Below are 18,186 nucleotides of genomic sequence, written 5' to 3' on the forward strand. Positions count from 1 at the left end.
CTGGCGCGGGTCCGGCAGAGAGGGAGAGCACATGCGCATTCTGGTCTCGGCGGACATGGAGGGCGCCACCGGCGTCACCTGTCCCCAGGACGTCCGCCCCGGCAGCGAGCAGTGGCAGCGCTTCCGCCGGATGCTGACCTCGGACACCAACGCCGCCATCACCGGCTTCTTCGCCGCAGGCGCCGACGAGGTACTGGTCAACGAGGCCCACTCGACCATGCGCAACCTCCTGCTGGAGGAACTGGACCCGCGCGCAGCTCTGCTGACAGGCCGTCATAAGTCACTGGGCATGATGGAGGGCGTGCTGGACGCCGACGCGGTGGCCTTTGTCGGCTACCACGCCGGCGGCGGCCAACCCGGCGTCCTCGCCCACACCTATCTCTCCACCGGTCTGCTCCAACTCCGCATCAACGGCGAACCCGCCTCCGAAGGGCGGCTCAACGCGCTGCTGGCCGCCGAAGCCGGCGTCCCCGTCGTCCTGGTCACCGGCGACGACCTGACCTGCGAGGAGGCGGCGGTCTGGGCGCCGCACGCACGCTCCGTGGCGGTGAAGACCTGCGTCACCCGCTATGCGGCGGTCTGCCTGCCCCCGGTGCGCACCGCCGAACTGATCCGGGTGGCGGCAGCCGAGTCGCTGGAGGCCGCCGGACGGCCGCAGAGCGTACCGCGCGGACCCTGGCGGTTCGAGCTGGAATTCGACGCCACCCAGCTGGCGGACGCCTGCACCGCCGTACCCACCGTCACCGCGACCGGGCCGCGCACCGTGGCCTTCACCAGCGAGCGGATGTACGACGGGATGCGCTGCTTCCGGGCGCTCACCCAGGTGGCGGCGGCCGCTCGGGAGCCCGACTTTGACTGACGGTGACTCAGTGGAGGACCTGCCCGCCCGGCTGCTGGCCGCCGCGCGCGCCCGGGAGGGCGCCATGCGGCGGCGGCTCGCCGAACTCGTCGCCAAGGAGTCGCCCTCCGGCGACGCCGCCCTGCTGGACCGGCTGGCGGCGGACCTGGCAGGCGGCCTGGAGGCGGCCGGGGCCAAGGTGGAACAGGTACCGGGCGCCCACGGCGACCACCTGGTGGCCCGGCTCGACGGCCCGCCGGACGCGCCGCCCGACGGCGGCCATCTGCTGCTGCTCGCCCACCACGACACCGTCTGGCCGGCCGGCAGCCTCGCCGAACTCCCCTACCGCGAACACCCCGACGGCACCGCCACCGGCGCGGGCGTCTTCGACATGAAGGGCAGCCTGGTGGTGCTGGAGACGGCCCTCGCGCTGCTCGCCGACCTCGCCGTGCCCCGCGCCCGGCCGCTGGTGGCCCTGGTCCTCTCCGACGAGGAGGTGGGCAGCCCCGACGGCGGGCGGCTGGTCGCCGAGCACCTGGACGGCGCCTGCGCCGCCCTCGGCCTGGAACCGCCGCACCCCGACGGGGGCCTGAAGACCGCCCGGCGCGGCTCCACCCGGGTCCGGCTGGAGGTCACCGGCCGCGAGGCGCACGCCGGACTGGACGCCGCCCACGGCATCTCCGCGATCGACGAACTCACCGACCAACTGCTGCGGCTGCGCCACCGCATCGGCGCCCGGCCCGGCAACGCCGTCAATGTCGGCCGGATCAGCGGCGGCACCCGTGCCAATGTGATCGCCGGCCGGGCCGAGGCCGAACTCGGTCTGCGGTTCACCGAGGCCGATGCCGAACGGGAGGCGCTGCGGCTGCTGGCCACGCTGCCGCCGTACCGGGAGGGCGCCCGCATCCGCACCCGGGTGCTCTCCCGCCGACCGGCCTGGCAGCCGGGCCGGGACCGGGCGCTGCTGGACCATGTACGGCGGATCGGCGCCCGGCTGGGCCTGCGGCTCGGCGGCGCCCCGGCGGGCGGGGCCGGGGACACCAACTGGCCCGGCGCGGCCGGGGTCCCCACCCTCGACGGCTTCGGCCCGCCCGGCGGCGGCGCCCATGCGCGCAGCGAACACATCCACCTCGGCGGCCTGGCCCCCGCGCCGCCCTCCTCGCCGCCGTCCTGGCCCTCCCACCCCCACCCCGTTGACCCGGCCCGCCGCCCGCCCCGGCCTGCCTGCCGCCCCTGCTCCCGGGTGTGCCTACCGCCTCGGCCCTGCCGATATCTTCGGCCCGCCGCCCCCTGCCTGCCGCCCCTGGCCCGCTGACGCCAGGCCTGTCGCCTCCGGCCCGTTGACCCCGGCCTGCCTGACCCCGGCCTGCTTGCCGCCCCTGCTCCCGGGTGTGCCTACCGCCTCGGCCCTGCCGATACCTTCGGCCCGCCGCCCCCTGCCTGCCGCCCCTGGCCCGCTGACGCCCAGCCTGCCGACCCGGGTGCGTCGCCGGGGCACGGGGCCGGGGGAGGGATGTGCGGGGGTGGCGCGGTTGTGCGCTCTCCACTGGGGGCACACATCGCTGACGGGTCGTTCCCTCGCGGCTGCCCCGATCGACCCCCGGCGTACCCGGTGGCACTCGGGCCCCGCAGTCCGTGTACGAACAGGCCGGACCGCCGCCCCCGGGAGGTGCCCCCGCAGCACCCACGGACAACCCACGGAGGATCCATGACCAGGCTCGTCCGCCGCGCCCCCCGCGCCCGCCGGGCTGCCGCGACGCTCGCCGCGCTGCTCGCCGCCACCGCGTGCGGCGGGTCCGGGGGGAGGGGGGACTCGGCGGGCCCGGACGCCTCGTACAGCGTCGCCCTCACCGAACCCGACCACCTCACCCCGGGCAACACCTCCAGCAGCTACGCCATCGACGTGCTGAGCGGCCTGTTCGACACCCTGGTGGTGCTCGACCCGAAGGACGGCCACCCGGTGATGCAGGCCGCCGACTCGGTCACCTCCCCCGACCAGCGCAACTGGACCGTCAGGCTGCGGCCCGGCCAGACCTTCCACAACGGCGAGAAGGTCACCGCACAGAGCTTTGTGGACGCCTGGAACGCCGCCGCGTACGGGCCCAACGGCTGGGCGAACAACCACTACTTCGCCACCGTCGAGGGCTACCCCGCGCTCAACCCGGCGGACGGCAGGACGGCCCCCACGGCCAAGACCCTCTCCGGCCTGAAGACCGTCGACGACCTCACCTTCACCGTGAAGCTGACCGCGCCCTTCAGCCCCTTCCCGATGACCCTCTCCTACACCGGCTTCGCCCCGCTGCCCAAGGCCGCCTTCACCGATCCCCGCAGCTTCGACGTGCACCCGATCGGCAACGGCCCGTTCCGGATGGACGGCGACTGGCAGCACAACCAGCGGATCACCCTCAGGCGGTACGCCGGCTACAAGGGCCCCCGGCCGGCCCGGGCGGGCGGCGTCGAGTTCAGGATCTACGCCAACAAGGACACCGCCTGGACCGACTTCCAGGCCGGACAGGTCGACCTGCTGCCCACCATCCCGCCCGCCCACCTCCCGCAGGCCAGGCGGCTGTTCGGCGACCGGCTCCGGGGCACCCCCGGCGGCACCATGGACTACCTGGGCTTCCCCGTCTTCGACCGCCGGTTCGCCGACCCTCGGGTGCGCAGGGCGTTCTCCATGGCGATCGACCGCAAGGCCATCGTGGACGCGGTCTTCAACGGCGCCTACCAGCCCATGGCGTCGCTGCTGGCACCGGGCGTGCCCGGCTACCGCAAGGACGCCTGCGGCGAGGTATGCGCCTACCACCCCGTCAGGGCCAGGCAACTGCTCGCCCAGGCCGGTGGCTTCCACGGGCCGCTGGAGCTGTGGTTCTCCAACGCCGACCCCTCCTACGAGCAGTGGATGACCGCCGTCGCCAACCAGTTCCGGCAGAACCTCGGTATCGACCGGATCACCTTCCGCAAGGTGCCCGCCTCCGACTACCTCTCCACCCTCTCCGGCAGGAAGGAGACCGGCCCGTACCGCCACAACTGGGTGATGGACTACCCCAGCGCCCAGGACTACCTGGAGTACATGTGGGGCGACGGCAACCGCATGGGATGGCGCAACCGGACCTTCCTGGACCTGCTCAGGCAGGCCAACGCCGCGCCCGGCCCGGCCGCCGCCCTCCCGCTCTACCAGCGGGCCGAGGACATCGCGCTGGCCGAACTGCCGATGGCGCCGCTCTGGAACTGGACCGACTACTCCGCCTCCTCCGGACGCCTGCGAGGAGTCACCGCCGACCCCTACACCCCGTTCCACCTCGACCGGATCAGCGTCAAGTAGATGTGGCGGTACACCGCACGGCGGCTGCTCCAGGCGATCCCCGTCTTCCTGGGGACCACCTTCCTGATCTACGCCCTGGTCTTCGCGCTGCCCGGCGACCCGGTGCGGGCGCTCGCCGGTGACAAGCCGGTCTCCCCGTCGGTGCTCACCGCGCTGCACGCCCGCTACCACCTCGACGACCCGCTGCCGGTCCAGTACGGCACGTACCTCGCCGGGCTGCTGCGCGGCGACCTCGGCGAGACCTTCACCGGCCAGAGCGTCGCCGACCTGCTCGGCGACCGCTGGACGGTGACCGCCCAACTGGCGCTCACCGCCTGGGCCTTCGAGCTGGTCTTCGGCATCACCCTCGGCGTGGTCGCCGGGCTGCGGCGCGGCAGGGCGGTGGACACCGCCGTCCTGGCCGGTACCACCCTGGTCATCGCGGTGCCGGTGTTTGTCGTCGGCTACACCGCGCAACTGCTGGTGGGACTGCGCTGGGGGCTGCTGCCCACGGCCGGTACCGAGGACGGCTGGCCCACCAGTTATCTGCTCCCCGGCATGGTGCTGGGCTCCTTCGGCCTCGCGTACGTCGCCCGGCTCACCCGCACCACCCTGATCGAGAACCTGCGCGCCGACCACGTCCGCACCGCCACCGCCAAGGGGCTGAGCCGCACCCGGACCGTGGTGGTGCACACTCTGCGCAACTCGCTGATCCCGGTCATCACCTACCTGGGCGTCGACTTCGGCTCGCTGATGGCCGGGGCGGTGGTCACCGAGGGCATCTTCAACCTGCCCGGCGTCGGCCAGCAGGTCTTCCAGTCCATCCAGTTGAAGGAGGGTCCGGTGGTGGTCGGCGCCACCACCGCGCTGGTGCTGGTCTACCTGCTGGTGAACCTCGCCGTGGACCTGCTCTACGGCGTCCTGGACCCGAGGATCCGCCATGACTGAGCCCACCACCCTGGACCCGCCGGCCGCCCCGCCGCCGGAGCCGCGACCGACCGGCGCCGACGGGCCGGTACGGCGGCGGGGCGGCGACGCCTGGTACGAGCTGCGCCGCAGGCCGCTCTTCTGGTGCTCGGCCGTGATCCTGCTGCTCGCCGGGGTGATGGCCGCAGACCCGTCGCTCTTCGCCCGGCTGGGGCCCCATGACCAGTGCGACCTGCTGCGCTCCAAGCACGGCCCGGCCGGCGGGCACCCCTTCGGCTGGGACGTCCAGGGCTGCGACTACTGGTCACAGGTGGTGCACGGCGCCCGGCCCAGCCTGCTGGTGGGCACGGCCGTGACCGTCTTCGCGCTGGGGGTCTCGGTGCTGCTGGGCACCCTGGCCGGGTACTTCGGCGGCGCCGTGGACGCGGTGGTCTCCCGGCTCACCGACATCTTCTTCGGCCTGCCGTTCGTGCTGGGCGCCACGGTGATCCTGGTGGCCTTCCCCGGGCACGGGATCTGGGCGATCACCCTGGTCCTGGTGGCGCTCGGCTGGACCACCATGACCAGGATCATGCGCTCCCAGGTGATCGCCGTCCGGGAGTCCGACCATGTGCTGGCGGCGCGGGCGCTGGGCGCCGGGCATCTGCGGGTGATGACCCGCCACGTCCTGCCCAACGCCTTCGCCCCGGTCTTCGTGGTGGCGATGCTCAATGTGGGCAATGTGATCGCGGGTGAGGCGACCCTGGACTACCTGGGCGTGGGCCTCCAGTACCCCACCGTCTCCTGGGGCCTGCAACTCAACATGGCCCAGGACTTCTACGCCGACCACCCGCATCTGCTGGTCTTCCCGGCGCTCTTCCTCTCGGTGACCGTGCTGAGCTTCCTGCTGCTCGGCGACGCCGTACGGGACGCCCTCGATCCCCGGCTGCGATGAGTACTTGGGGAGTTCGCGTGCCCCGACCTACGATGGCCCGGGTCCGACTACCGAGGAGCCGTGTGTGACCCAGCAGCAGCCTCAGCCCCAGCGACCCGCCGACCTGCGTCTCGCCCGCGCCATGCGCGACGCCCTCGACCCGTACCAGGTCACCGTCGTCCTGGCGCCGCAGGCACACCCCTCCTTCCACCCGTACGGCATCACCCACCCCTGGGCGGTGTACTTCGCCGGCCGGGCCGCCCCGCTGGGGGCGGTGCCCGCCTCCGTCGTGGACGCGGTCTTCTACCACTTCAAGCCGGCACTGATCGCCCGCTTCGTCCCGGCCGTCTGGGACCAGGCCGGGCCGGAGAAGGTCCTGGCCGCCCGCCTCGCCGGCGTGGACGCGGCGCTGCGCGCGCTGCTCCCCGTACCCATCGACTCGCCCGCCATCGCGGAGGCCGCCGAACTGGCGGTCGAGGCCGCAGCCGCCTGCACGGCGGCGGGCCGCCCGCTGGGCGCCGCCAACGCCGCCCTGCCGCTGCCGGACGAACCGCACCTCAGGCTCTGGCAGGCCCTCACCACGCTGCGTGAGTGGCGCGGCGACGGGCACAGTGCGGCGCTGCTGCACTCCGGGCTGGACGCGGTCGAGGCGCTGGTCGCCATCACCGCCGAGGGGCGCGAGGTACGGAGCATCCTCCAGCAGCAGCGCGGCTGGTCCGACGCCGACTGGGAGGCCGCCGAGGGCCGCCTGCTCGCCCGTGGGCTGCTGGACCGGGACGGCGCACTCACCGCTGCCGGACTCGCCGTGCGGCGCGACATCGAGGACCTCACCGACCGGCTCGCCCTCGTCCCCTGGCAGGCCCTCGGCACCGACCGCAGCCTCCGCCTCCACCACCTGGTCCGCCCACTCTCCGCCCACCTCGCCGACGCCATGCACCTCCCCGGCCCCCGCCCCCAGGAGAACCCCCTGGCCTGACCCCCGGGCGGGCCCCCGGGGTGGGGATGGCCTTCGGCGGGTGTGGCGGTGATTTGGGCATCTTGCCGGGGTCTGCGGTCGTCTGGGGAGCTGTTGGCGTGAGCCGTGTCGCCCGGCGGGCCCGGGGGGTGGTGGGGATGGCCCTCGGTGGGTGTGGCGGTGATTCGGGCCTGTTCGGCCCGCGCCGGTTGCCCGAGGGGCCACCAACGGTTCCGGGTGCCCCCGAGCGGTCCCCCGGTGGGCCCCGGGGCGGTGGTTCCGGCTCGATTCGCCCTGCCCGGGCCATGGGCGCCTTCCCTGGCCACCGCCCGGCCGAGGAACCGCCGGCGGGTGCCGAGGTGGGGGGACGGCATCTGGCGGTGGGACGGCGGTTCCGGCAAGCTGGGGCGGCCGCCGCACCGCCCGCCGGAGTGCCCGTCACAGGAGGAGCCGATGCCGACGCTGCCCTGGAGAGCCGCCGCCGCAGCGCCCGCCCCCGACGGGTCCGAGGCCGTCGTCTTCGCCTCCCGGCTGGAGCTCGGCTCGGCGCACCACGTCCCGGTGTTCTTATGGGCGGCGCTGTCGATCCGGCGTCAGGTGCTGGCCGCCGACGGGGCGTTGGGCGTCTCCCTGGTCGCCGAACCCTTCGCCCGGACCTTCTGGACCCTCTCGGCGTGGCGCGACCACGCCACCCTGGACGCCTTCGTCGGCCAACGGCCGCATGTGGACACCATGCGTCGCTTCCGGGGCCGACTGGACAGCCCGGTCTTCATCTCCTGGACCACCCCGGCCGCCGACCTGCCCGTCGACTGGGCCGAGGCCCGGCGCCGCATCGCCGAGGCGGAGGACCCCACCGGCGGATGAGCGGCGGCGCGCGGCTCAGGAGTCCTGGGTCAGCACCATCCACTTCTGCGGATCGGGCAGCGGCCGGAACCCCACCCGCTCATAGACGTCGTGCGCATCCCCGGTGGCCAGCAGGATCCGCCGCAGGCCACGGCCGGCCAGGTGGTCGCGGACGGCGGCGGCCAGCGCCTGCCCCAGCCCACGGCCCCGGTGCGCCCGGTCCACGTACACATCGCAGAGCCAGGCGAAGGTCGTCAGGTCGGTGACGACCCGGGCATAGCCGCACTGCGCTCCGGTGGAGTCGTACGCGCCGAAGTTGACCGACGCCGCGACCGACCGCTCTACGGTCTCCCGGCTCCGGCCCAGCGCCCAGTAGGCGTCGGTGGAGAGCCACTGGTGAACCAGGTCCACATCGATCCGCTGCGGGTCGGTGTCGATCGTGTAGCCATGCGGTATGCCTGCGGTCATGGCCGGTGAGCCTACCGGCTGGGGCCGAACGCCCGGCGGCTGGCATGCTGGACCGCGTGACCGACCCCTTCGACGCCCCGTCCGACGCCCCGTCCCCGGCTGCCTCCCGCGACGCCGCCCCGGAGTATGTACTGCCCCTGGTCGTCCGCATCGAGCGGGCCGAACCGCCCGCCCGCACCGACGCCCTGGAGACCGCCGCCCGCGCCGTACTGACCCTGCTGGCCGACCCCCGGGCCACCGAGGGCGAGTGGGCCGAGGTGGTGGAGGCGTGGCAGGACGCCCGCATCCGCAAGGTGGTGCGGCGGGCCCGTGGCGCGGAGTGGCGGCGGGCCGAGGCGCTGCCGGGGATCACCGTGGCGGGTACGGCGGCCGAGGTGCGGGTCCACCCGCCGGTGCCGCTGGACGGCTGGCCCAAGGACCTGGCCAGGCTCCAGGTCTCCGGCACCGAACTGGACGACCCCGAGCCGCCGGCCGCCCCGGCGCCGGGCGCACCGGTGCTCTGGGTCAACCCGGCGCTGGAGATGAGCGCGGGCAAGGCCATGGCACAGGCCGGGCACGCCGCCCAGCTGGCCTGGTGGGAGCTGGACGCGGCGGAGCGGGCGGCCTGGGCGGGGAGCGGCTTCGCGCTCGCGGTCCGCACCGCCCGGCCGGAGGTCTGGGAGGAGCTGGCGGGCAGCGGCCTGCCGGTGGTGCGGGACGCCGGATTCACCGAGATCGCCCCCGGGTCGTGCACGGTGGTGGCCGACCTTCCGGTACTGCGGGCCGCCCGGCGCTAGCGGCGGGGCGTGGTGGTAGCGGTGGGCGGAGGCGCCGACGGGGACGACTGCATCCACGTCGGGGGAGCGGGGACCCGCTCGGCCTCAGCGCCCACGCTGCGGTCCTCGCCGAGGCGACCGGTGCCGGGTGACGGCACACGACCCGGTCGCGGCGCTGCGCCCGCCGGTTCAGTCGCGCTGCGCCTTGGCGATCTTCGGCGTGGTCGGCGCGGCGGCGGGCTTCTCGCCGAAGGTGAGCAGCGTGGCGGTCTGCCCGGGGCCCAGGTTGCGCAGGGCCGTCACGGTGGTCTCCACGGTCTTGCCGGAGCTGTCCTCGAAGTCGACCTGTACGGCGTACGAGGCTGACCGGTCGGTGTGGTTGGTGATCTTCACGGTCGCGGCGGGATGCCCGTGCGCGGTGTCCTCCGGGACGCCGGACAGCTCGACGTCCTTGACGGCGTTGCCCCGGCCCTGCACGGACTTCAGGGTGGCCGACGCCTCGGCCCTGGCGGCGGCGAGCTGCGGCGAGACCGACTCCACCCCCGACGGGGCGACAGCGGGCGGGGCTGCGGGCGGCGCGTCGGTACCGCTGCACGCGGTGGCGCCGGTCGCGAGCCCGGCGGCGAGCAGCAGCGCGGCGATGGCGGTGGCCGACCGGCGGGGGCGCGGCGGTGCGGGGCGGGTGGCGGTGTGCTGGTCGGTGCTGTTCACCGGTCTCCTTGAGAGGGATCTTGGGCTTCAGCCATGGCGGCGCGGGCCAACCGGTCCCGGGCCGCATCGCGGGCCGGTCGTCGGGTCAGCCCCTGGCAGACCGCGACCCCCGCGAAGCGTGGACCGGTCTCGGCCGGCGCGCGGGTCGATGAGCCCGTGCTGAACGCTTCGCCTTCCCTCGGACGCGGACTGCGTGCCGCCCCCGGTGCGGAGGCGTGGACTGCGACTCGGTATGGCGGCCTGAGCATACAAGCCCGGTGGTCAGGAGCCGAGAGGGCAGACGAACCGCCGCTGGTCGGCCCGGCGAAATCGGATTGCACCGATCCCGTTGCGGCGGATAGGAATTGCGGTCGTGAAGCCCCGTCCGACAGTGGCGGGGCACCCTGGACCGAGAGGAGGGAGAAGCCGATGTCCGGCAGGACCACCGCGCTTGCGCCCTTCCGGGCGGCCGGCCTCGGCTGAGCCCGGAGCGGCGGGCGCACCCTCACCGGAGCGTGCCTTGACCGCAGCAGTACCGCGCCACCTGACCATGCGTCCGATCTCCGGGCGCGATGAACTCCCGGCGGGCCGTCGAGGACCGCATGGCCGCTGCCGCCCTGGTCGGCGCCCGACCGCTGGTGGAGTGGCTGCGGCTGGAGTGGCGGCCCGGCACCCCGCTGCGGACGCCGAGTGACCGCCTGGCCTTCCGCCCGGTCGCGGGCCTGGAGGAGCTGGTGGGGCTGATGACCCGGGTGCTGGACGGGACGCTGGACGCCTACAGCCGCAACGACCTGTCCCGGATGCCCGCCGCAGAGGCGGCGGCCGAGTCGGCGGCCGAGTCGGCGGCCTTCCGGCGGGCGGGGTACACCGCCTTTGCGCACTCCCTGGAGATGGTCTGGCCGTAGGCGGTGTCCGGGCGGTGTCCGAGGTGGCGCGCGGGGGCGCTTCCCGGGGGCGCGCTCGGCGGCGGATGCGCGGGGGACGCGGCGGTCGCGGCTGGGTATCCCTTCTCTGCCGAGGGGGCCGAGCCGCGACCCCCGGCGGGGGAGGGACCGCGGCCGGGGGAGGGGGCGTTCGTGGGGGCTGCCGAGGAGGCCGACACCGAGGCGGTGAGCAGCGAGGAGCTGCTGTTCGGCGGTCCGCTGCGGTATGCGGACGGCTGGGCGCGGCACCAGTTCGCCTGGATGGACATGTCGTTCCTGGCCATGGCGCGTCGCCTGCCGCGCACCGCGCTGCGGGCGTTCACGCTCGCCTGGGCGGCCGACCGGCGGGCGCTGCTCTCCGTCCTGGCGGCGGAGACCGGGCAGGGCGCGGCACGGGCCTTCGGGCTGCTGGCCACCAACCTGGTGCTGGTCGAGCTGTTCGCGGCCGGCCCCACCCCGGACCGGGTGCGCTCCGCCCTGCCCTCGCTGGCCTGGGTGGCGGCCGCCGGTGCCCTCGGGGCGGTGCTGGCGGCCTGGTCCACGGCGGCCACCGGCGCCCTGGAGCCCAAGGTCGAACGGCTGGCCACGGTGCGCTATCTGCGGCGGGCCGCCCGGGTCGAACTGGAGGCGGTGGAGGACTCGGAGTTCCACCGGCTGCTGGACTCCGCGCAGTACGGCGCCGAGGCCGCCCGCCGCATGGTGGGCTACAGCGTCGGCGTGCTCAACGCCCTGCTGGCGCTGGTCGCCGCCGGCGGGGTGCTGGCGGTGCTGCATCCGCTGCTGCTCCCGCTGCTGCTGCTGATCGCGCTGCCCCGGGGCTGGGCCTCGGTGCGCACCGCCCGCCGCCGGTACCAGTCGTTCCTGGCCTGGCTGGAGCACGCCCGCGCCCGCCGGGTGCTGGCCGAGCTGATCACCAGCCGGGAGGCGGCGCAGGAGGTGCGGGTGCACGGCGCGGGCGGCTTCGTCCTCGACCACTTCGAGCGGATGGCCGCCAGGGCGGAGGCCGAGCAGACCCGGCTGGCCCGCGCCGAGGCGGTGACCGATGTGACGGCCTCCGCCCTGGCCGGGGTCGCTGCCGGAGCCACCTATCTGGCGCTGGGGCTGCTGCTGGTCTCCGGCGGGATGCCGCTGGCGGTGGCCGGTACCGCCGTGCTGGCGATCCGTACCGGCACCGCCGACCTGGGCTCGCTGGTGATGCAGGTCAATCTGCTCTATGAGCAGGCCCTCTTCTTCCAGGACCTGGAGCGGGTCAGCGAGGAGGCCGAGCGCCGGGCGATCCCGGTCGGCGGCGCGGCGGTGGCCGAGCGGCCGCAGCTGGTCCGCTTCGAGCAGGTCTGCTTCGCCTACCCGGACCGCAAGGCCCCCGCGCTGCACCAGGTCAGCCTGACCCTGCGACAGGGCGAGATCATCGCCCTGGTGGGGGAGAACGGCTCCGGCAAGACCACCCTGGCGAAGCTGCTGGCCGGTCTCTACCGGCCCACCTCGGGAAGGATCCTCTGGGACGGTGTGGACGCCGCCGAGCTGGACCGCGAGCAGCTCTTCGACCGGGTCGCGCTGGTCTCGCAGGACTTCCACCGCTGGCCGTTCACCGCGCGGGTGAATGTCGCCATCGGGCGGCCCGGCGCCCCGGACGGCGACGACCGACTGGAGCGGGCCGTCCGCCATGCCGACGCCCATGCGGTGGTGGACGAGCTGCCCAGCGGCTGGTCCACCCTGCTCGCCCGCCAGTTCGCCGGCGGGGTGCAGCTCTCCGGTGGCCAGTGGCAGCGGCTGGGGCTGGCCCGCGCCCACTACCGCGCGGCCCCGCTGCTCATCTGCGACGAGCCCACCGCCGCCCTGGACCCCAGAGCCGAGATCGAGACCTTCGAGCGCATCCGCCGCCTGGCCGACGACGGCCAGTCCATCGTCCTGATCACCCACCGGCTGGCCTCGGTCCGCCACGCCGACCGGATCTACGTACTCTCCCGGGGCCACCTGGTCGAGGAGGGCACCCACCCCGAACTGCTCGCCGCCGGCGGCCACTTCGCCGAGCTGTACGGAATGCAGGCCGACCAGTACCGCTAGGCGGCAGGGCACGCCCGGCGCCGGTCAGCCCCGACTAGGGAGACCATCAGCCGCTGCGCCGCGCGGGTGAAGCGGCGCTCTTCCGCGAAGCCTGGTCGCACAGTGCCTTCGCCCTCTTCCGTTGGACTGGCGGGCCGCAGGCGGGGGAAGCTGATCACCGTGTCCACCAGCCGGGGGAGACCGGCTGACAGAAGGGTGCGAAGACCATGCAGAACCGCCGTATAGGCGACGTCGAGGTCAGCGCGATCGGACTCGGCGCCATGCCGATGTCGATCGAGGGCCGACCGGACGAGGCCCGCTCGATCGCCACCATCCACGCGGCGCTCGACGCGGGTGTGACCCTGATCGACACCGCCGACGCCTACCATCTGCACGCCGACGAGGTCGGCCACAACGAGGCGCTGATCGCCAGGGCGCTCGCCTCCCACCCCCGGGGCGGCGAGGTGCTGGTGGCCACCAAGGGCGGCCATCTGCGGCCCGGTGACGGCTCCTGGACGGTGGACGGCTCGCCCGAGCACCTCCGGGCGGCCTGCGACGCCTCGCTGGCCCGGCTCGGCGTGGAGGCGATCGGCCTGTACCAGTTCCACCGCCCCGACCCCCGGGTGCCGTACGCGGACTCGGTGGGCGCGCTGCGCGACCTGCTGGACGCGGGCAAGATCCGGATGGCGGGCATCTCCAACGCCGACCCGGAGCAGATCACGCTGGCCAACGAGATCCTGGGCGGCCGGCTGGTCTCGGTGCAGAACCAGTTCTCGCCCGCCTTCCGCTCCAGCGAGCCCGAACTGGAGCTCTGCGACAAGCTGGGCATCGCCTTCCTGCCGTGGAGCCCGCTCGGCGGCATCACCCGGGCCGGTGGGCTGGGCTCGGCCCACACGGCCTTCGCCCGGGTCGCCGAGGCCCACGGGGTGAGCCCGCAGCAGGTCTGCCTGGCCTGGATGCTCGCCAAGGCCCCGGTGGTGGTACCGATCCCCGGCTCCAGCCGCCCGGAGACCATCCGCGACTCGGCGTCCGCCGTGGACCTGGTGCTCGACCCGGCCGAGCTGGCGGAGCTGGACGGCAGCTGAGGGCCTGCCGGGCCGGGCGGGCCCGGCGGCCGGTCAGGCCGGGTAGGCGTGCGTCTGGGCGGCCTTGACGGCCGCCCAGACCTCGGTGCCGGGGGCGAGGCCCAGTTCGGCCGCAGCCGCCGGGGTGAGGTCGGCGGCCAGCGGCAGCTCGCCGGACAGGTCGGCCCGCAGCTGGTCGCCGTGCCGGTCCAGCCCGGCCACCCGCACCCGCCACACATTGCGGGCGCTGGACTCCGGGCGCTCCCGGTGCAGGGTGACCGCCGACGGCGGGAAGGCCACAAAGGCCGGTCCGGTCAACTCGTCGGCGGCCACCACCACCGGCCCGTCCGCCAGCCGGACCCGGTGGCCGTCCGCCGTCCCCTGGTAGAGGTTGAGCCCCACCAGCCGGGCGATGTAGTCGGTGCGCGGACGCCGGGCGATCTCGGCGGGCGGCCCCTGCTGGACCTCCCGGCCGTCCTCCACCACCACGAGCCGGTCGGCCAGCACCATGGCGTCCAGCGGATCGTGGGTGACCAGCACCGCCACCGCCTCGAACTCGGCCAGATGGCGACGGAGCTGGGCGCGCACCTCCAGCCGGGTACGGGCGTCCAGGGCGGCCAGCGGCTCGTCCAGCAGCAGCAGCCGGGGCCGTACGGCCAGCGCCCGGGCCAGCGCCACCCGCTGCGCCTGGCCGCCGGAGAGCCGCCCGGGCCGGGCCGAGGCGTGCTCGGCCAGGCCCATCCGCTCCAGCCAGGGCTCGGCCGCCGCCCTGGCCGCCCGCCGCGACAGGCCCTGGCAGCGCAGCCCGAAGGCCACATTGTCCAGGGCGGAGAGGTGCGGGAAGAGCAGGTAGTCCTGGAAGACCACGCCCACCGGCCGGTCCTCGGCGGGTGTGTGCACCCCCGCCGCCGGGTCCTCCAGCACCGTGCCGTCCAGGGCCAGCCGACCGCCGCCGAGCGGGGCCAGTCCGGCCAGCGCGCGCAGCGCGGTGGTCTTGCCCGCGCCATTGGGCCCCAGCAGGGCGACGACCTCGCCGGGCGCGGCGGTGAGCTCCAGATCCAGCCGGAAACCGGCCCGGTCGACCACCAGCCGGGCGTCCAGGGCGGGCCCGGCGGCTGCGGCACCGGTCACGGCGCTGCCGCTCACGGGGTGCTCAGCCAGCGGTCGCGCAGGCCGACCAGGACCGCGACGGAGACGGCCAGCAGCACCAGGCTGAGCACGATGGCGGCCTCCGGGTCGCTCTCCAGGGCCAGGTAGACGGCCAGCGGCATGGTCTGCGTACGGCCGGGGAAGTTCCCGGCGAAGGTGATGGTGGCGCCGAACTCGCCGAGCGCCCGCGCCCAGGCCAGCACCGCGCCGGCGGCGATCCCCGGCGCCACCAGCGGCAGCGTGACCCGGCGGAAGGCGGTCAGCCGGGAGGCCCCCAGCGTCGCCGCCGCCTCCTCGTAGCGCGGATCGGCCGCCCGCAGCGCCCCCTCCACGCTGATCACCAGGAACGGCATCGCCACAAAGCTCTCCGCCACCACCACCCCCGCCGTGGTGAACGGCAACGTGACGGAGAAGGCCGAGTCCAGCCACCGCCCCACCAGCCCGGTGCGGCCCAGCACCAGCAGCAGCGCCACCCCGCCGACCACCGGCGGCAGCACCAGCGGCAGCGTCACCAGTGCCCGCACCAGACGCCGCCCGGGGAAGTCGGTGCGCGCCAGCAGCCAGGCGAGCGGCACCCCCAGCAGCAGCGAGACGGCGGTGGCGGCGGTCGCCGAGAGCAGCGAGAGCCGCAGCGCCTGCCACACCTCGGCGCTGCCCAGCTGCCCGGACAGGCTGCTCCACGGCGCCCGTACCAGCAGGCCGACCAGCGGCAGCACCAGGAAGGCCAGGCCGACCAGTGCGGGCAGCAGCAGCGCCACCGGGATCCGGGCCCGGGAGCGGCGGCGGCCGGCCCGGACGAGACGGCCGCCCGGTACGGGGGCGGGGCCGGTCACGGCGCCTGGAAGCCCGCCTCGGTGAGCACCCGGCGGCCCTCGGCCGACTCGACCAGCTCCACAAACGCCTTGGCGGCGGCGGAGTTGGGGGCCTTGGCCAGCGGCGCGATCGGATAGTCGTTGATCGCCTTGGCGGACTCCGGGAAGTCGATCCCCTGCACCTTGCCCTGTGCGCTCTTCACGTCCGTACGGTAGACCAGCGCGGCGTCGACCTCGCCCAGCTCGACCTTGGTCAGCGCGCCCTTGACGTCCTGCTCCAGGGTCACCGGGACGACCTTCACCCCGCCCGCCGCCAGGGCCTGCTCGGCGGCGGCGCCGCACGGCACCTCCTTGGCGCAGAGCGCGACCTTCACCCCGGAGTGGGCGAGGTCGGCGAGGGAGCCGATGTGCGCGGGGTTGCCCTTGGGGACGGCGATCTCCAGCTGGTTGCGGACGAAGACCTGCGGGCTGCCGGCGGCGTCTCCGGCGTCGGTGACGGTCTTCATGGTCTTGGAGCTCGCGGCGGCGAAGACGTCCGCCGGGGCGCCGGAGACGATGGACTGGGCCAGCGAGGAACTGCCGCCGAAGTTGAACCGGACGGTGGTGCCGGGGTGGGCGCTCTCGAACGTCTTGCCCAGCTCGGTGAACGCCTCCTGGAGGGACGCGGCGGCGAACACCGTGACCGTGCCGCTGATCTGCGGGGAGGCTGCGGCGGAGGGCGAGGCCGCGCCGCCGGACGCCGCACCGCTGCTGCCGCCGGTACCGCTGCCGCCGTCGCTGCCGCAGGCGGCCAGACCGGCCCCCAGCACCAGTGCGGCCAGGGCGGCCACCCCCGCCCGGCGCGGGCTGCTCGTCATGGTCATCCGTCTACCCCTCCTCGTCGGCTGCCATGAGCATACTGCCGCGCCTGCGGGGAGGAACGTCCCTTTGCCATCGCAGAAGCCAGCATGGAGGGGCACTGCGGCTCGCGGATGCGAGGGCCTGGCGGCCGGTCGGCCGACCTCCCCCGCGACGGCGGCCATGGGCGCTCCTCCCGGTACGGGTCTTCCCCCCGAATAGTGCCGGGAGTGACAATTCCCGACAACGACCCTGGGCAGAACACCAGGGCGCGGTTGTCAGTTGATGACAAGCCGAAGACGGGCCATGACACGCCGACGAGGGGACCGGGCATGGGGCACCAGGCGCGGGAACGGGTCCGGCAGGAGATCCTGGCCGAGGTCGGCCCCGCCGTGGACACCCTGGTCGAGGCGGTGCGCCGGGACGTCCCCGCCTACCGCGCCCTGGATGGCAGCCGGCTGCCCGAGGTCCGCGCCATCGCCACCTGGGTACTCACCCGCAGCCTGGAACTGTGGGTCGGCGGCGGCGACTTCACCCCGGCCGAACTCGCCCGGTTCCGCGCCATCGGCGCCGCCCGCGCCGCCGACGGCCGACCGCTGCCCGCCGTGCTCCGCGCCTACCGGGTCGCCGCCACCGCCCTGCTGGACCACCTCTCCGCGCACACCGCCGACCTGCTGGAGGTCCAGGACGTCCTCGCCCTCACCCGGCTCTGGCTCTCCGGACTCGACGCCCTCTCCGAATCCCTCTACGCCGGCTACAGCGCCGCCGCCGAACGGCTCTCCGGCGACCGCAACCGGGCCCTGCGCGACCTGCTCGACGACCTGCTCGCCGGTCGGCACTCCTCGGCCGGAGCCGTCGCCGACCGCACCGCCCGCCTCGGCGTACGACTGCCCGACCCCTACTGCCTGCTGGTGGCCGAACCCGACCCCGGGCGGCCCGCCGCACCGGAGGCCACCGCCGCCGCGACCGCCGCCGCGCTCGCCGCCGCGCTCGCCGACGGGCTGGCGGAACCGGAGAGCGGCACCCTGCTGATGACCACCCGCGGCCCCCGCGCCGTGCTGCTCCTCCCCGCCCGTACGGCCGACGCACTGCCCGCCGCCCTCGCCGCCCACCACTGGCGCGGCTGCGCCATCACCGGCGAACCGGCCGAGCAGATCCCCACCGCCCACCGGCTGGCCGCCGACGCCCTGGACACCGCACCCGCGCACGCCTACGGCACCGACGCCCTGCTGCGCGACGCCGACGCCTATGTACTGGCGCTGCTCGGCGCCCGCCCCACCGCCGCCCCCGACCGGGTCGCCCAAGCCGTACTGGGCCCGCTGCTCCGCCCCGACCGGCGCCACCTCGCCGAGGCCCTGGACGCCTACCTCGACACCGGCTCCGCCACCGCCGCCGCCGACGTACTCCACCTGCACCCGCAGACCCTGCGCTACCGGCTGCGCCGCATCCGCGAACTCACCGGCCGCGACCCGCGCCGCCCCTGGCAGCGCCTCACCCTGGACATCGCCCGCAACCTCACCGCCCGCCGCCCGGTCTGACGGCGGACGTGCCACGAGGAGGGGGTGGCGGCTGTCCGCAACCTCACCGCCCCGCCCGGCTTGACGCGACATCAGAGCGACCGCCTGCCTACGGTCTCACCGCCCAGCAGCACCAGACTTGACCGACCGC

General features: G+C 74.9%; 17 protein-coding genes. 12 read left to right on the plus strand and 5 right to left on the minus strand.

The window, feature by feature from the left end:
• Positions 1-31 precede the first annotated feature (31 nt).
• The 7 genes from C7M71_RS26945 (at position 32) to C7M71_RS26975 (ending at position 7,798) form a co-directional block, all read left to right on the plus strand.
• A complete protein-coding gene (locus C7M71_RS26945) occupies positions 32-859 on the plus strand; it encodes a M55 family metallopeptidase (RefSeq protein WP_111495078.1) in 828 nt (275 codons plus the stop codon).
• The gene (locus tag C7M71_RS26950; RefSeq protein ID WP_229758939.1) at positions 852-2,153 is read left to right on the plus strand and encodes a M20/M25/M40 family metallo-hydrolase; all 1,302 of its coding nucleotides are present in this window, start codon (positions 852-854) and stop codon (positions 2,151-2,153) included. The genes C7M71_RS26945 and C7M71_RS26950 overlap by 8 nt, the downstream gene beginning before the upstream one ends.
• A 393-nt stretch (positions 2,154-2,546) precedes the next feature.
• Positions 2,547-4,160 carry a peptide ABC transporter substrate-binding protein gene (locus C7M71_RS26955; protein WP_162824410.1) on the plus strand — a complete coding sequence of 538 codons (1,614 nt, stop codon included), beginning with the start codon at positions 2,547-2,549 and terminating at the stop codon, positions 4,158-4,160.
• Positions 4,161-5,087 carry an ABC transporter permease gene (locus C7M71_RS26960; RefSeq protein ID WP_111492425.1) on the plus strand — a complete coding sequence of 309 codons (927 nt, stop codon included), beginning with the start codon at positions 4,161-4,163 and terminating at the stop codon, positions 5,085-5,087.
• Entirely contained in the window at positions 5,080-6,000 is a 921-nt protein-coding gene (locus C7M71_RS26965) for an ABC transporter permease (protein ID WP_111492426.1), read from the plus strand. The genes C7M71_RS26960 and C7M71_RS26965 overlap by 8 nt, the downstream gene beginning before the upstream one ends.
• A 64-nt stretch (positions 6,001-6,064) precedes the next feature.
• A complete protein-coding gene (locus C7M71_RS26970; RefSeq protein ID WP_229758940.1) occupies positions 6,065-6,955 on the plus strand; it encodes an SCO6745 family protein in 891 nt (296 codons plus the stop codon).
• 432 nt (positions 6,956-7,387) lie between these two features.
• The gene (locus C7M71_RS26975) at positions 7,388-7,798 is read left to right on the plus strand and encodes a DUF3291 domain-containing protein (protein ID WP_111492427.1); all 411 of its coding nucleotides are present in this window, start codon (positions 7,388-7,390) and stop codon (positions 7,796-7,798) included.
• A 15-nt stretch (positions 7,799-7,813) separates the two neighbouring features.
• Here the strand turns inward: C7M71_RS26975 and C7M71_RS26980 are convergent, their stop codons facing one another.
• Positions 7,814-8,245: a GNAT family N-acetyltransferase gene (locus C7M71_RS26980; protein WP_111492428.1), complete on the minus strand. Its 432-nt coding sequence runs from the start codon at positions 8,243-8,245 to the stop codon at positions 7,814-7,816.
• Between the two features lie 44 nt (positions 8,246-8,289).
• Between C7M71_RS26980 and C7M71_RS26985 the strand changes: the two genes are divergently transcribed.
• Positions 8,290-9,021 carry an aminoacyl-tRNA hydrolase gene (locus tag C7M71_RS26985; RefSeq protein ID WP_114914600.1) on the plus strand — a complete coding sequence of 244 codons (732 nt, stop codon included), beginning with the start codon at positions 8,290-8,292 and terminating at the stop codon, positions 9,019-9,021.
• A 168-nt stretch (positions 9,022-9,189) separates the two neighbouring features.
• Here the strand turns inward: C7M71_RS26985 and C7M71_RS30845 are convergent, their stop codons facing one another.
• Positions 9,190-9,711, minus strand: a complete 522-nt coding sequence (locus C7M71_RS30845; RefSeq protein WP_162824412.1) for a hypothetical protein — start codon at positions 9,709-9,711, stop codon at positions 9,190-9,192.
• 581 nt (positions 9,712-10,292) lie between these two features.
• Between C7M71_RS30845 and C7M71_RS31125 the strand changes: the two genes are divergently transcribed.
• The 3 genes from C7M71_RS31125 to C7M71_RS27010 all read left to right on the plus strand — a co-directional run bounded on the left by C7M71_RS31125 (position 10,293) and on the right by C7M71_RS27010 (position 13,741).
• Positions 10,293-10,595: a hypothetical protein gene (locus tag C7M71_RS31125; RefSeq protein WP_175607750.1), complete on the plus strand. Its 303-nt coding sequence runs from the start codon at positions 10,293-10,295 to the stop codon at positions 10,593-10,595.
• A 171-nt stretch (positions 10,596-10,766) separates the two neighbouring features.
• Complete coding sequence (locus tag C7M71_RS27005; protein ID WP_229758942.1) at positions 10,767-12,677, plus strand: ABC transporter ATP-binding protein; 1,911 nt, start codon at positions 10,767-10,769, stop codon at positions 12,675-12,677.
• 206 nt (positions 12,678-12,883) lie between these two features.
• Positions 12,884-13,741 (plus strand): aldo/keto reductase, encoded by an 858-nt coding sequence (locus C7M71_RS27010; RefSeq protein WP_111494789.1) that lies wholly within the window; start codon positions 12,884-12,886, stop codon positions 13,739-13,741.
• 33 nt (positions 13,742-13,774) lie between these two features.
• Here the strand turns inward: C7M71_RS27010 and C7M71_RS27015 are convergent, their stop codons facing one another.
• Genes C7M71_RS27015 through modA form a run of 3 tightly spaced genes read right to left on the minus strand, consistent with a single transcriptional unit; the run spans position 13,775 to position 16,544 of the window.
• Positions 13,775-14,881 (minus strand): ABC transporter ATP-binding protein, encoded by a 1,107-nt coding sequence (locus tag C7M71_RS27015; RefSeq protein ID WP_114914727.1) that lies wholly within the window; start codon positions 14,879-14,881, stop codon positions 13,775-13,777.
• Entirely contained in the window at positions 14,863-15,702 is an 840-nt protein-coding gene (locus tag C7M71_RS27020) for an ABC transporter permease (protein WP_111492480.1), read from the minus strand. The genes C7M71_RS27015 and C7M71_RS27020 overlap by 19 nt, the downstream gene beginning before the upstream one ends.
• A complete protein-coding gene (gene modA, locus C7M71_RS27025) occupies positions 15,699-16,544 on the minus strand; it encodes a molybdate ABC transporter substrate-binding protein (RefSeq protein ID WP_229758944.1) in 846 nt (281 codons plus the stop codon). The genes C7M71_RS27020 and modA overlap by 4 nt, the downstream gene beginning before the upstream one ends.
• Before the next feature lie 306 nt (positions 16,545-16,850).
• Here modA and C7M71_RS27030 point away from each other — a divergent pair, with 306 nt between their 5' ends.
• The gene (locus C7M71_RS27030) at positions 16,851-18,056 is read left to right on the plus strand and encodes a PucR family transcriptional regulator (protein ID WP_111492479.1); all 1,206 of its coding nucleotides are present in this window, start codon (positions 16,851-16,853) and stop codon (positions 18,054-18,056) included.
• Positions 18,057-18,186: the final 130 nt, after the last annotated feature.

Source organism: Peterkaempfera bronchialis (assembly GCF_003258605.2).
In the GTDB taxonomy this organism is placed as follows: Bacteria; Actinomycetota; Actinomycetes; order Streptomycetales; family Streptomycetaceae; genus Peterkaempfera; species Peterkaempfera bronchialis.

What these genes read in the sequence shown, in the direction of transcription:
- C7M71_RS26985 (WP_114914600.1), top strand. Translation starts at nt 8,290, where the DNA reads ATGCTGGACCGCGTGACCGACCCCTTCGACGCCCCGTCCGACGCCCCG.
- modA (WP_229758944.1), bottom strand. Translation starts at nt 16,544, where the DNA reads ATGACCATGACGAGCAGCCCGCGCCGGGCGGGGGTGGCCGCCCTGGCC.
- C7M71_RS26965 (WP_111492426.1), top strand. Translation starts at nt 5,080, where the DNA reads ATGACTGAGCCCACCACCCTGGACCCGCCGGCCGCCCCGCCGCCGGAG.
- C7M71_RS27030 (WP_111492479.1), top strand. Translation starts at nt 16,851, where the DNA reads ATGGGGCACCAGGCGCGGGAACGGGTCCGGCAGGAGATCCTGGCCGAG.
- C7M71_RS26955 (WP_162824410.1), top strand. Translation starts at nt 2,547, where the DNA reads ATGACCAGGCTCGTCCGCCGCGCCCCCCGCGCCCGCCGGGCTGCCGCG.
- C7M71_RS26945 (WP_111495078.1), top strand. Translation starts at nt 32, where the DNA reads ATGCGCATTCTGGTCTCGGCGGACATGGAGGGCGCCACCGGCGTCACC.
- C7M71_RS26975 (WP_111492427.1), top strand. Translation starts at nt 7,388, where the DNA reads ATGCCGACGCTGCCCTGGAGAGCCGCCGCCGCAGCGCCCGCCCCCGAC.
- C7M71_RS27010 (WP_111494789.1), top strand. Translation starts at nt 12,884, where the DNA reads ATGCAGAACCGCCGTATAGGCGACGTCGAGGTCAGCGCGATCGGACTC.
- C7M71_RS31125 (WP_175607750.1), top strand. Translation starts at nt 10,293, where the DNA reads ATGGCCGCTGCCGCCCTGGTCGGCGCCCGACCGCTGGTGGAGTGGCTG.
- C7M71_RS26960 (WP_111492425.1), top strand. Translation starts at nt 4,161, where the DNA reads ATGTGGCGGTACACCGCACGGCGGCTGCTCCAGGCGATCCCCGTCTTC.
- C7M71_RS26980 (WP_111492428.1), bottom strand. Translation starts at nt 8,245, where the DNA reads ATGACCGCAGGCATACCGCATGGCTACACGATCGACACCGACCCGCAG.